Annotated in this window: 12 protein-coding genes; 5 read left to right on the forward strand and 7 right to left on the reverse strand. The window is 67.7% G+C overall.

Annotation, left to right across the window (positions count from 1 at the left end):
* Positions 1 to 14: 14 nt before the first annotated feature.
* The 5 genes from G9473_RS12155 to G9473_RS12175 all read right to left on the reverse strand — a co-directional run bounded on the left by G9473_RS12155 (position 15) and on the right by G9473_RS12175 (position 6,161).
* Positions 15 to 1,418 (reverse strand): exopolysaccharide biosynthesis polyprenyl glycosylphosphotransferase, encoded by a 1,404-nt coding sequence (locus G9473_RS12155; protein WP_291133595.1) that lies wholly within the window; start codon positions 1,416 to 1,418, stop codon positions 15 to 17.
* 116 nt (positions 1,419 to 1,534) lie between these two features.
* On the reverse strand, positions 1,535 to 2,599 hold the full coding sequence (gene holA, locus G9473_RS12160) for a DNA polymerase III subunit delta (RefSeq protein WP_291133596.1): 1,065 nt from the start codon (positions 2,597 to 2,599) through the stop codon (positions 1,535 to 1,537).
* A 7-nt stretch (positions 2,600 to 2,606) separates the two neighbouring features.
* A complete protein-coding gene (gene lptE, locus G9473_RS12165) occupies positions 2,607 to 3,125 on the reverse strand; it encodes an LPS assembly lipoprotein LptE (protein ID WP_291133597.1) in 519 nt (172 codons plus the stop codon).
* Entirely contained in the window at positions 3,125 to 5,647 is a 2,523-nt protein-coding gene (leuS, locus tag G9473_RS12170; protein WP_291133598.1) for a leucine--tRNA ligase, read from the reverse strand. Before leuS ends, lptE begins: the two co-directional genes overlap by 1 nt.
* A 61-nt stretch (positions 5,648 to 5,708) precedes the next feature.
* Complete coding sequence (locus tag G9473_RS12175) at positions 5,709 to 6,161, reverse strand: DUF3576 domain-containing protein (RefSeq protein ID WP_291133599.1); 453 nt, start codon at positions 6,159 to 6,161, stop codon at positions 5,709 to 5,711.
* A 361-nt stretch (positions 6,162 to 6,522) separates the two neighbouring features.
* On the opposite strand from G9473_RS12175, the gene G9473_RS12180 reads away from it, so the two are divergent.
* The 4 genes from G9473_RS12180 to G9473_RS12195 all read left to right on the forward strand — a co-directional run bounded on the left by G9473_RS12180 (position 6,523) and on the right by G9473_RS12195 (position 9,218).
* A complete protein-coding gene (locus G9473_RS12180) occupies positions 6,523 to 7,269 on the forward strand; it encodes a hypothetical protein (protein ID WP_291133600.1) in 747 nt (248 codons plus the stop codon).
* A 111-nt stretch (positions 7,270 to 7,380) separates the two neighbouring features.
* On the forward strand, positions 7,381 to 8,103 hold the full coding sequence (gene phbB / locus G9473_RS12185) for an acetoacetyl-CoA reductase (protein ID WP_291133601.1): 723 nt from the start codon (positions 7,381 to 7,383) through the stop codon (positions 8,101 to 8,103).
* A 114-nt stretch (positions 8,104 to 8,217) separates the two neighbouring features.
* Positions 8,218 to 8,856, forward strand: a complete 639-nt coding sequence (locus G9473_RS12190; protein WP_291133602.1) for a PilZ domain-containing protein — start codon at positions 8,218 to 8,220, stop codon at positions 8,854 to 8,856.
* A 113-nt stretch (positions 8,857 to 8,969) separates the two neighbouring features.
* The gene (locus G9473_RS12195; RefSeq protein WP_291133603.1) at positions 8,970 to 9,218 is read left to right on the forward strand and encodes a ribbon-helix-helix domain-containing protein; all 249 of its coding nucleotides are present in this window, start codon (positions 8,970 to 8,972) and stop codon (positions 9,216 to 9,218) included.
* Here the strand turns inward: G9473_RS12195 and G9473_RS12200 are convergent.
* Positions 9,215 to 9,439 carry a hypothetical protein gene (locus G9473_RS12200; protein ID WP_291133604.1) on the reverse strand — a complete coding sequence of 75 codons (225 nt, stop codon included), beginning with the start codon at positions 9,437 to 9,439 and terminating at the stop codon, positions 9,215 to 9,217. The genes G9473_RS12195 and G9473_RS12200 overlap by 4 nt on opposite strands.
* 66 nt (positions 9,440 to 9,505) lie before the next feature.
* A complete protein-coding gene (gene murA / locus G9473_RS12205; RefSeq protein ID WP_291133605.1) occupies positions 9,506 to 10,789 on the reverse strand; it encodes a UDP-N-acetylglucosamine 1-carboxyvinyltransferase in 1,284 nt (427 codons plus the stop codon).
* Positions 10,790 to 10,951: 162 nt separating this feature from the next.
* Here murA and galU point away from each other — a divergent pair, with 162 nt between their 5' ends.
* Positions 10,952 to 11,833, forward strand: coding sequence for a UTP--glucose-1-phosphate uridylyltransferase GalU (gene galU, locus G9473_RS12210; RefSeq protein ID WP_291133606.1), 882 nt, complete (start codon positions 10,952 to 10,954; stop codon positions 11,831 to 11,833).
* Positions 11,834 to 11,851 lie beyond the last annotated feature (18 nt).

Consider the following 11,851-nt stretch of genomic DNA (forward strand, 5'->3'; position numbering starts at 1 on the left):
CCCTATCCGGCGCCTCAATAGGCGTTGGCGTGGCGCAGCACGAAGACGGTCTTGAAAAGGATCGCGATGTCGCGCAGCAGCGACCAGCCGGTGATGTATTCGAGATCGGCCTGCAAGCGGTCGGTCAGGTCCTTCTCCTGCTCGGTCGCACCGCGATAGCCGCGCACCTGCGCCAGCCCCGTCAGGCCGGGCTTCAGACAATGGCGCTGCCAATAATTCGCATCCACTTCCCAGAACAGCTTGTTGTTCGCCTTGCTCCCCAGCGCGTGCGGGCGCGGGCCGACGATCGACATCTCGCCCTTCAGCACGTTGAGGATCTGCGGCAGCTCGTCGATGCTGGTGCGGCGGATGAAGGCGCCGATCCGCGTGATGCGCTCGTCGTCGCGCCCGGTCGATCGGTCGCCGTTGGCATCGAGTTTTTCCTCCCGCATCGAGCGGAACTTGTACATCTCGAAGAACTGGTTGCCGCGCCCCATGCGGCGCTGGACGAAGAACACCGGCCCGCCGTCCTCGAGCTTGATCAGGATCGCCACCACGATCAGCAGCGGCGACAGCACGACAAGCGCGCCGAGCGCCACCACCGTATCGAAAGCGCGTTTCACGATGCGCGAACGCAGCGAGAGCGGGCCGTGCGAGACGACCAGTGAAGTGCGGTCCTGGTCCTCGTAGCGATGCACCCCGACCGCGCCGAGGCGATGCGCGGGCTCGCTCACGATCTCGCCATAGACGCCCGCCGATTTCAGCAGCACGGCCCAGCCCTCGCGCGCATCATAGGGGCAGGACACCACCACCTTGTCGCGGTTCTTCAGCAGCTTGCCGAGCCGGTCGCGCATATAGGGGTCGTGGCTCATCGGATCGAGATCGTATTTCGCCGCCGACACCGATGTCGCCCCGGCCAGCGCGAAGCTCGGCCCGCCGTCCTCGATCACCAGCAGGTTGCGCACCTGCCCGTTCCAGAACCGCTCGACCGCAAGCGGGACCAGCCGCCGCATGGAAGCCATCAGCAGCGCGGTGAGCAGCAGGCCGAGCGTCACCGAGACGCGGCTGAATTCGGCATTGGACTTGGTGTAGAAGGCGACGAAATTGAGCAGCGCCGCCGACAGCGCGAGCGCGGTCAGACCCTTGACCACGGCGTGATGCCAGTTCGTCAGCGCCTTGACGCCATAGGTCCCGTTGTAGAGCGCGATGGTGAAGAACAACGGGGTAAGGGTCTGTGCGGCGAGCATGGTGCGCTGGTCCCACAGGTCGCCGTCATACAGCAGGCCGCCGAGGAAGAATCCCGCCTGGATCAGCAGCCCGTCGAGCAGCAGCAGCGCGGCGTAGGCGCGCAGCCGACGACGCTCGAGCGAGGGAGCGATCTTGCGCTCCACTCCGTCCGGCGCAGCCACCCGCTTCAGGTTGGCGGAAAATTCATTCATTGCGCTATCGCACTCCCCGCATAGTGCGACCCCCCGTCTACGCGATCACCATTATCCCCGCAGCAACCATAATCAAGGTGTTTTTGCAGGTGCGAAGAACGCGCCGCCCCGTTTCATTACCGCTTCGCGGCGAAGCGTGCGATCTGCGCAAGGTCCTGCGCCAGCAGCAGGTCGGCGGCCTGGCTGTTCGTCATCAGGGCGCGGTGCAGCGCCGCCAGCCGGGGCACCAGCCGGTCGAGCTTGCGCACTTGCGACCCGCGCCCCGCGGGCGCGCTCCAGCAGGCGTATTGGCGGGCGATCTCGTTCTCTTCCTTCCAGAAGATGCCGAGCCGCGCCCGCGCGCCCCTGTCGAGACTGCCGAACGACCCGCGCGGGCCGACCGCCGCCATGATCCGCGCCAGCAGCGCCGCGCGGCGCTCGATCGCCAGCAGCAGCCCGACCGCGTTGAGCCCGTGCTCGCGCATCCGCCGCAGCTCTCCGGGCAGCGCGGCGATGTCCCCGCCGAGCACCGCGTTGACGACCGGCTGGAACCCGTCTTCCTCGGTCGCCGCGCCGATCGCGGCGTGGTCCTCTGCGCTCGCGGGCCGGGGCGATTGCGGGTCCGCCCCGACATAGAGCGCGAGCTTTTCGACCTCCGACCGGGCGAGCCGCAGGTCGAGCCCCGATCCGCGCGCGATCCGTTCGGCAAGGTCGCCGCCGAGACGCAGCCCCGCAGCATCGGCCATCGCCCGCACCGCGGCCGCCAGCGTCGCGACATCGGGCGGGTAGAACATCGCGACGAGCGCGTCCTTGCGCTTTTCCAGCAGCTTGGCGGTGCGCGACTTGTCGGTGGCGCTGGTCGCGACGACAATCACCGGGGCCGCCGCCCCCGCGCCCGTCTCGCCCGTCTCGATCAGCGCGGCGAGCGCATCATGCGCCTCGTCGCCCGAACAGCGCACGACGATGTGCCGCGCGCCCCCGAACAGCGAGACCGAGCGCGCCTCGTCGCCGAGCCTTGCCGCGTCGTTCTTCAGCTCCGCGCCCGACAGCTCGACCCGCTCGCCCGCTTGCGGAAGCGAAGCGATCACGCGGTTCGCCGCTTCCCACGCACCCGCCTCGTCCGGGCCGCAGAAGAAGAAGATCGAGGCTCCCGCCGCCGCGCGCGGCAGGCCGCGAGCGAATTCGTGGCTCTTCGCCTTCACCGCGCGCTCATTGCGCCGCCGCGCCGCGCGCCTGTCCCCGCGCCTGCTCCCTGAGCGCAAGCGCGATCTGCGTCGCCATGCGGTCGGCGATCTCCTCGGCGAGGTTTTCGAGCGCTTTCTGTTCGGCGGCGATGGTGGCGTATTCGGACGACACCACGTCGATCCCCGCGTCCGAGCCGGCGGTCGCATCGAGCACGATCTCGCCCGTGCCGGTGTCGACCAGCTGATAACGCGCGCGCAGGATCCGCCGCTCGCGGCTGATCGTGTCGTCGTTGAGCACGCCCAGCGCTTCGAGCGAATCGTCCAATCGCACGTCGAGCCGGTAGCGCGTCGGCGCCTCGCCGCCCGCACCCAGCCGGTCCTGCAGCGCATTGCGCACCAGCCACCCGCCGCGCCCCGGAATCGCGGGCACGTCGACCGCGGCGAGCCCCTGCGCGACCGCGGCATCGGAGCCGCCCGCATACATCGGCTCGAGCCCGCAGGCGGACAGCGCGAAGGACGCGAAAAGGACTGCTCCGCCGCGCATCAGGTGACGATGTTGACCAGCCGGTCGGGCACGACGATCACCTTCCTGATTTCCGCTCCATCGAGCGAACGCTGGACCTTCTCGGAAGCGAGCGCAAGCGCTTCGAGGTCTTGCCTCGAAGCGCCCTTGGGCGCGGTCAGCGTGTCGCGCAGCTTGCCCTTGTGCTGGACCGCGATGGTGACTTCGTCCTCGACCAGCAGGGCCGGATCGTGCTCGGGCCAAGGCGCATCGGCGATGAGGCCGCTTGCGCCCATGTTCGACCACGCCTCTTCGGCAAGGTGCGGCATCATGGGGCTGGCGAGGTGGAGGATCGTGCGGATCGCGAAATTGCGGGATTCGCTTGGGCTCGCCTTCTCGGTCGCGGCGGTCAGTTCGTAGATCCGCGCAACCGCCTTGTTGAAGGAGAGCGCCTCGATGTCCTCGGCCACGGCGACGATGGCCTGGTGGGCCTTTCGCAGAAGCGCCTTGTCCTCGCCTTGTGCGGCAGGGTCGTAGGAAGAGAACAGCCGCCAGAGCCGCTGGACGAAGCGTCCGCAGCCCTCGATGCCGCTGTCGGACCACGGCAGGTCGCGCTCGGGCGGGGAGTCCGAGAGCATGAACCAGCGCACCGCGTCGGCGCCGTATTGTTCGATGATCCGGTCGGGGTCGACGACGTTCTTCTTCGACTTCGACATCTTGACGACGCGGCCCGCGGTGACGGGCTGGCCGCTTTCGATGTGGACATAGTCCTCGCCGCTCTTCTTCACCTCGTCGGGCGAAAGCCAGCTGCCGTCGCCGAGGCTGTAGGTCTCGTGCGTCACCATGCCCTGCGTGAACAGCGCGGCGAAGGGCTCGGTCACCGACAGCTTGCCGATGCGTTCGAGCGCGCGGGTCCAGAACCGGGCGTAGAGCAGGTGCAGGATCGCGTGCTCGATCCCGCCGATATAGTGCTGCACCGGGAGCCACTTGGCGATTTCCTCCGGGTCGAAGGGCTTGTCGTCGGGCTGCGAGGCGAAGCGCAGGAAATACCACGAGGAATCGACGAAGGTGTCGAGCGTGTCGGTCTCGCGCCGGGCGGGTCTGCCGCATTTCGGGCAGTCCACGTGCTTCCACGTCGGATGGCGTTCGAGCGGGTTGCCCGGCGTTTCGAAATCGACGTCCTCGGGCAGTTTCACGGGAAGCTGGTCCTTGGGAACGGGGACGATGCCGCAGCTCTCGCAATGGACGAAGGGGATCGGCGTGCCCCAGTAGCGCTGGCGCGAAACGCCCCAGTCGCGCAGGCGCCAGACGGTCGTGCCCTTGCCCCAGCCGCCCTGTTCGGCGCGGGCGATGACTTCGGCCTTGGCCTGCTCGACGCTCATGCCGTCGAGGAAGTCCGAGTTCACGATCACCCCGTCGCCGGCTTCCGCCTCGCCCTCGAACGGAGCGTCGGCATTGGCCGGGTCGGAGGCGACCACGCGCGCGATGGGAAGCTCGTATTTGGTGGCGAATTCGAAGTCGCGCTGGTCGTGTCCCGGCACGCCCATGACCGCGCCCGTGCCGTAATCCATCAGCACGAAGTTCGCGATGAACAGCGGCAGCGCCTCGCCGGTGAAGGGATGCTTCGCCGTGATCGAGGTGCGATAGCCCAGCTTCTCCGCCGTCTCGAGCGCGGCTGCCGTGGTCGCCCCGCGCTTGCACTCCGCGATGAAGGCGGCGACGTCGGGGTCATCGCTGAGCCCCTGCGCGACCGGGTGATCGGCCGCGACCGCGACGAAGCTCGCGCCGAAGATCGTGTCGGGCCGGGTCGAATAGACCGGGAGTTTCTCGCCCGAGGAAAGGTCGAAGCTGAATTCGAGCCCCTGCGACTTGCCGATCCAGTTCTCCTGCATCAGCTTCACCTTGTCGGGCCAGTCGGCAAGGTCGTCGAGCCCCGCGAGCAGGTCCTCGGCGAAATCGGTGATCTTCAAGAACCACTGGTCGAGCTGGCGCTTCTCGACTTCCGCGCCCGAACGCCAGCCCTTGCCGTCGATCACCTGCTCGTTCGCCAGCACGGTCATGTCGACCGGATCCCAGTTGACCGTGGAGGAGCGGCGATAGACCAGCCCCGCCTCGTAAAGGTCGAGGAACAGCGCCTGTTCGTGGCCGTAATAGTCGGGCTCGCAGGTCGCGATCTCGCGCGTCCAGTCAAGCGCGAAGCCGATGCGCTTCAGCTGCGCCTTCATCTGTTCGATATTGGCTCTGGTCCACTCGCCGGGATGGACCTTCTTTTCCATGGCGGCATTCTCGGCCGGCATCCCGAAGGCGTCCCAGCCCATCGGGTGAAGCACCTCGTCCCCGCGCATCCGGCGATAGCGCGCCAGCACGTCGCCCATCGTGTAATTGCGCACGTGGCCCATGTGAATGCGCCCGCTGGGATAGGGGAACATCTCGAGGATGTAGCTTTTCGGCCTGGGGCTCGCGGAATCGGCGGTGAAGGTGCCCTGCTCCTCCCACGCCTGCTGCCAGCGCAGGTCCGCGCTCGCCGGATCGAAACGGGCAGTGTCCTTGGTGTCGTCGCTCATGCGCGCACGCTTTATGGATTTCGGCGGCAAATGGAAGCGCCGCGCGCAGCGAATGCGATGCTTAGGAGCTCATCGCCTTCCGGCGCAGGTCGCGCGCCTTGGTGAGGATGATGTCCTCGAGCTTCTGCACGGTGGCCGCCTGCACCGGGGCTTCGACCCAGGCGCCGTCCTGGCGCACCTGCCGCGTCGCCGCGACTCGCAGCGCATCGGCGCGCAGCTGCTGGTCGAGGATGGTGATGGCGAGCTTCACCCGCTCGTCCGGGTTCGACGGGTTGGCATACCAGTCGGTCACCACCACGCCGCCGGCGCTGTCCGCGCTCGCCAGCGGGGCGAAGCTCAAGGTCTCGAGCGCGGCGCGCCAGAGATAGGCGTTGACCCCGATCGCGTTGATCTGCGCGCTCGGCAGTTCGCTCGTGGGGCGCTCGTTCCCGCCGCAGGCCGCGAGCAGGCCGAGGGCCGCGCTGGCCGCAAGCAGCCGTGCGGGGATGGATCGTGCGATTTTGGCCGGGGTCACGGTTGCTGATACCTCTTCGTTCCGTCTGTGCCCCGCGCTCTATACCCGCAAGGGTCCGCGCGGCAAGCTTTCGCGGGCGAATCGCCCACCCGCCCTTTCGCCCGCCTTAACCGTCCCGCGCCGGCACGGGCGAACGCGAACCTCGGCGCGAACCTGTGTGCCCGGCGCAACAGGTCGCGGGGGAAGCGCGCCGGGAAGCAGGGGAAAGATTGCGCCTTTCGCCACAGCGCGCATATTCTCACCGTGCGATAACATGGGTGGGCGATCATCTCTCGTTCATCGCTATGATGCATGGTATCGTCCGAGCTGGAAATCCGGCTCGGATCGAACCGGACAGAGAAAGCCAGAGGGCAACAGGACGATGACACGCGGGGCGGACAAGGCAGCGACGAAGCGGGCGAAACGCCTGCGTCTCGCCGTTTTGGGCGCGCTCGCCGTGGCCCTGCCGAGCGCGGGCCTCGCGCTCGTCACCTCTTCCGCAGCACCCGGCGAATCGGGCGCGGGCTTCGACCTGTTCACCCCCGCCTCGGTCGATCCGCAGCTCGCCGCGAGAGTCGCGGAAAGCGCTGCGGCGCGCGGCATCCGCTTCACGCCCGCCGGCTCGGCCTCGCCGCTCGCCGAACGCACCGTCACCGTGGCGGTGCGGATCGACGACGACAACCGCGCCCAGGCGATCTCGGTGCGCGACGCGATCAAGCAGGCGCCCGGCGTCGGCACGAACCTCGCCGGCCTCACGCAGAGCAAGTTCAACCTCGGCACGGCGCGCGGCTACCAGAGCTTCGCCCGGACGGTCGAACTGCCTTCGACCGTGCGCGATATGTCGATGCCCGACCTTTCCGAGTTCGAGCCTGCCAAGCGCAAGGAAGAGCCCTCGCGCCTGAAACCCCGGATCGAACTCGAACCCGAAGCGATCGCGGGCCGTTCGCCCAACACGCTCGATTCGCTCTCGGCCCAGACGGTCGGGGTCGGCGGCAGCTTCAGCCTGTCGCCCAATCTCGATGTCACCGCGGGCGTGCGCTATTCGCAGGAACGCGAACGGCTCGGCCCCCTGACCAACGCGGTCAAGGACAGTCAGGCGGTTTACGTGGGCACGCAGATCCGGTTCTGACGCCCCCCGGCAAACCCGAAAAGGCGCAAAACCCCGCCCCGGCGGGGTTTTTCTTTGCGGATGGTCCCGCGCAGTCTAGTCTCGCACCGGGTGCTGCAAGGGGAGAAGGACATGAGCCGGGTTGCGATCGTCACAGGGGGAACGCGCGGGATCGGCCGCGCGATCTGCGAACAGCTCAAGGCGGACGGCTTCACCGTCGTCGCCAATTACGCCGGAAACGACGAGGCCGCACGCGCCTGCGCCGATGCGCTCGGCATCCATTGCTACAAGTGGGACGTGGGCGACCACGAGGCGACGCTTGCCGGGTGCGCGAAAGTCGCGAGCGAGGTCGGACCCGTCGATGTCGTCGTCAACAATGCCGGGATCACCCGCGACGCGACCTTGCACAAGATGAGCTTCGAGGACTGGAACGAGGTGATGCGGATCAACCTCGGCGGGTGCTTCAACATGGCCAAGGCGTGCTTTCCCGGAATGCGCGAGCGCGGCTGGGGCCGGATCGTCAATATCGGCTCGATCAACGGGCAGGCCGGGCAATACGGGCAGGTCAACTACGCCGCGGCGAAATCGGGGATCCACGGCTTCACCAAGGCGCTGGCGCAGGAAGGCGCGAAATCGGGCGTGACGGTGAACGCGATCGCGCCCGGCTATATCGACACCGACATGGTCGCCGCCGTGCCCGATGCCGTGCTCGAAAAGATCGTCGCGCGCATCCCCGTCGGCCGGCTCGGCCAGGCGAGCGAGATCGCGCGCGGCGTCGCCTTCCTCGTCAGCGAGGACGCGGGCTTCGTCACCGGATCGACCCTGTCGATCAATGGCGGCCAGCATATGTACTGATCCCGCGTTAACCCCCGCCCTGCCCGCTTACGCAGGGAAAACGGGTCTGTCTTCGCACTTCGTTAAGCATGGGCGCTTACCTTCCCTGCCATTGCATCGAAGGGGCATGACGCCATGACGGGAACCAGCCGGACATTGCCGCAGGACGAGCGCCGCAGCGCACCGCGCGGGCGGCTTGTGCTGCGCATCGCCAAGCTCGTCTGCCAGAGCGGCGAATATCCATGCGTGGTGCGCGACGTGTCGCTGAGCGGCGCGGGGCTGGCCTTCTTCCACGACGTCCCGCCCGAAGAGCGGGTGATCCTGCAGCTGTCGAACGGGGCGACCTTCCCGGTCGAGCGCGTCTGGAGCGGCGCGGGGCGCGCGGGCTATCGTTTCGCCGTGCCGGTCGCCGAAGAGGACTTCATCGCGTCGGATGCCGAATTCGGCCATCGCCCGCTGCGCCTCGCGATCCGCGCTGCGGCCACGGTGATCGACGGGCGCGAGCGGGCCGAAGCGCGCCTGCTCGACCTCTCCGCCGAGGGCGCGAAGATCGCAGTCGCCGGGCCTTATGCGTCGGGCCGGGTGGTGAGCCTCGCCCTGCCGGGGCACGATCCGCGCCTTGCCGAAGTGCGCTGGGCCGGGGAGGGCGAGGCGGGCGTAAGGTTCTTCGAGCCGCTTTCGACGGCGCAGCTCGCCGCGCTCGCGCTGGCGCTGCAGCCCTTCGCCGCGCCTGCCGGGACGGACGGGCAAGAAAAGGCGACCCAGGCCGCCTGAATGTAGGAAAGGGGGTCCGCGGCGGACCCTTCGATCCGGTAGGAAAGAAAAATCGGCGTAGGAATCGCCGAGGCGGGTTCCTACGCGGCGAAACCCGGTTTGCTCACCCCCGTATGCACTTTATCAACTTCGCCGTGAGCCCGATTCCCTACCATCCGCCGGTCAAACGCTCGGTCGCGATTGCCGGGCACAAGACCTCGATCAGCCTCGAACCGGTGTTCTGGGAGATGCTCCGCGCGGCGGCGGAGGAAGAGGGGCTGGCGGTGAGCGCGCTGGTCGCCCGGATCGACGCCGAACGCATCCGCGCCGAAACCCCGCCCGGCCTCGCCAGCGCGATCAGGGTGTGGCTGGTGGCGCGCTAGTATTTGGCGGTCGCGTCGCTTGCCGGATAGGTCTCGTCGAGCGCCTCGTCCTGCTTCGACATGGTGTCCTTCGACCGCGTCGCATCGGCTCCGGCATTGCGGAACGGCCCGTCGGGCTCGCCTTCGGCATAGGCGGCGTTGCGCTTCCTGCGGCGGCGGCGTTCGAACAGCGAATATCCGGCGAAACCGAGCCCGGCGAGGGCGGCGAGCCTGATGATCATGGGGTCCTCCTGCGTGTGTTCCCGTGTTTACCGGAACAGCGCCGGAGCACAGGCGAAGGTTCCCGCCTAGTCGTCGACCCGCTCGATATCCGCGCCCGCCAGCTGCAGCTTCTCCTCCAGCCGTTCATAGCCCCGGTCGAGGTGGTAGATGCGCCGCACCTGCGTCTCGCCTTCCGCCGCGAGCGCGGCGATGACGAGGCTCATCGAGGCGCGCAGGTCGGTCGCCATGACTTCCGCGCCCGTCAGCCGTTCGACGCCCTTGACGATCGCGGTGCGCCCCTCGGTCGTGACATCGGCGCCCATCCGGGCGAGTTCGGGGACGTGCATGAAGCGGTTCTCGAAGATCGTCTCCTTGAGCACGCTGGTCCCCTGCGCCTTGCACAGCAGCGCCATGAGCTGCGCCTGCATATCGGTGGCAAGGCCGGGATAGGGTGCGGTGGTGAGGTTGACCGGCTTCAGCGGACCGACCGTTTCAATGTCGATCCCGCGCGCGTCCTCGCGCACCTCGACCCCGATATTGCGCAGGGCATGAATGGTCGCGTGCATATCCTCGGCCTTCGCCCCTTCGAGCCTGACCGAGCCGCCGGTGATCGCCGCCGCGCAGGCGTAGGAGCCCGCCTCGATCCGGTCGGGCATGGTCCGGTAGGTCGCCCCGTGGAGCCTTTTCACCGGATGGATGACGAGGTCGGACGTGCCCACGCCTTCGATCTCCGCCCCCATCGCGATGAGCAGGTTGCACAGGTCGACGATCTCCGGCTCGCGCGCGGCGTTGAACAGGCGGCAGGTCCCCTCGGCCAGCACCGCGGCCATCAGCGCGTTCTCGGTCGCGCCGACGCTGACGACGGGAAAGTCGAAATCGCCGCCCTTCATCCCGCCGTCGGGCTGCATCGCCTTCACATAGCCCTGCGCCAGCTCGATTTCGGCGCCGAACGCCTCGAGCGCTTTCAGATGCAGGTCGATCGGCCGGTTCCCGATCGCGCAGCCGCCGGGCAGCGACACGGTCGCCTCGCCGGCGCGCGCCAGCATCGGGCCGAGCACGAGGATCGAGGCGCGCATCTTGCGCACGAGGTCGTAGGGCGCGACCGTGGAGGTGAGGCGCGAAGCCTCGAAGGTGACGACCCGTCCGAAATCCTCGGGCCGCTTGTTGCCGTGGATCTCCACCGACGCGCCGAACTGCGTCATCAGGTGCTGGAAACCGTCGATGTCAGCGAGCCGCGGCAGGTTGCGCAAGGTGAGCGGCTCGTCGGTCAAAAGCGCGCAGGGAATGAGAGTGAGCGCGGCGTTCTTGGCGCCCGAAATCGGGATCGTGCCCGACAGGCGGTTGCCGCCTCTGATGATCAGCTTGTCCATGGGCGATCATTTAGCCGATCAAGCCTATCGCGCAATGGGCGCGGCGTTACGACGGGGGGCCGGCGGGTTCGGCATTGCGGCGTTGACCTTGACCAATGTGAAGGCCAACACACCTTCGGTCGCCCATCGCCCTTCGCACAGCAAACAGCGAGAGCCCTTTTCATGACCACGAACAAGCCGATTCTGAAAGCCGTCTTTCCCGTTGCCGGGCTCGGCACCCGCTTTCTGCCCGCGACCAAGGCCGTGCCCAAGGAACTGCTCCCCATCGTCGACCGCCCGCTGATCCAGTATGCGGTGGACGAGGCGCGCGAGGCGGGGATCGAGCAGATGATCTTCGTCACCGGGCGCGGCAAGACCGCGATCGTCGAGCATTTCGACATGGCCTACGAGCTCGAAACGACGATGAGCGAGCGCGGCAAGGATCTGGACGTGCTCGACCCTACCCGCGCGACGCCGGGCGACATCATCACCGTGCGCCAGCAGGTTCCGATGGGGCTGGGCCATGCGATCTGGTGCGCCCGCGCGATCGTCGGCGACGAACCCTTCGCGATATTCCTGCCGGACGAATTGATGATCGGGCACAGGGACGGCACCGGCTGCATGAAGCAGATGGTCGATGCTTACGAAAAGGTCGGCGGCAATCTCATCAGCGTCCTCGAAGTGCCCCATGAGAGCGTTTCAAGCTACGGCGTGATCGATCCGGGCGAAGTCAAGGGTGCGCTGACCGAAGTGAAGGGGCTGGTCGAAAAGCCGCCGGTGGACAAGGCGCCCTCGAACAAGATCGTCTCGGGCCGCTACATCCTCCAGCCCGAAGTGATGCGCGTGCTGGAAAACCAGGGCAAGGGCGCGGGCGGCGAGATCCAGCTGACCGACGCGATGGCGAAGATGATCGGCACGCAGCCCTTTCACGCCGTGACCTTCGACGGCAACCGCTACGACTGCGGCAGCAAGCTCGGCTTCGTCGAGGCGACGCTGGCGCTCGCGATGGAGCGCGAGGACATGGGCGAAGACGTGCGCGCCATCGCCCGGCGCCTGCTCGGTTGAGCGGCGGCCGGGGCAAGG

This window comes from Erythrobacter sp. (assembly GCF_011765465.1).
In the GTDB taxonomy this organism is placed as follows: domain Bacteria; phylum Pseudomonadota; class Alphaproteobacteria; order Sphingomonadales; family Sphingomonadaceae; genus Erythrobacter.

Coding starts and splice junctions, on each gene's coding strand:
- G9473_RS12155 (WP_291133595.1), bottom strand. CDS start 1,418: ATGAATGAATTTTCCGCCAACCTGAAGCGGGTGGCTGCGCCGGACGGA.
- lptE (WP_291133597.1), bottom strand. CDS start 3,125: ATGCGCGGCGGAGCAGTCCTTTTCGCGTCCTTCGCGCTGTCCGCCTGC.
- leuS (WP_291133598.1), bottom strand. CDS start 5,647: ATGAGCGACGACACCAAGGACACTGCCCGTTTCGATCCGGCGAGCGCG.
- G9473_RS12180 (WP_291133600.1), top strand. CDS start 6,523: ATGACACGCGGGGCGGACAAGGCAGCGACGAAGCGGGCGAAACGCCTG.
- phbB (WP_291133601.1), top strand. CDS start 7,381: ATGAGCCGGGTTGCGATCGTCACAGGGGGAACGCGCGGGATCGGCCGC.
- G9473_RS12190 (WP_291133602.1), top strand. CDS start 8,218: ATGACGGGAACCAGCCGGACATTGCCGCAGGACGAGCGCCGCAGCGCA.
- G9473_RS12195 (WP_291133603.1), top strand. CDS start 8,970: ATGCACTTTATCAACTTCGCCGTGAGCCCGATTCCCTACCATCCGCCG.
- G9473_RS12200 (WP_291133604.1), bottom strand. CDS start 9,439: ATGATCATCAGGCTCGCCGCCCTCGCCGGGCTCGGTTTCGCCGGATAT.
- murA (WP_291133605.1), bottom strand. CDS start 10,789: ATGGACAAGCTGATCATCAGAGGCGGCAACCGCCTGTCGGGCACGATC.
- galU (WP_291133606.1), top strand. CDS start 10,952: ATGACCACGAACAAGCCGATTCTGAAAGCCGTCTTTCCCGTTGCCGGG.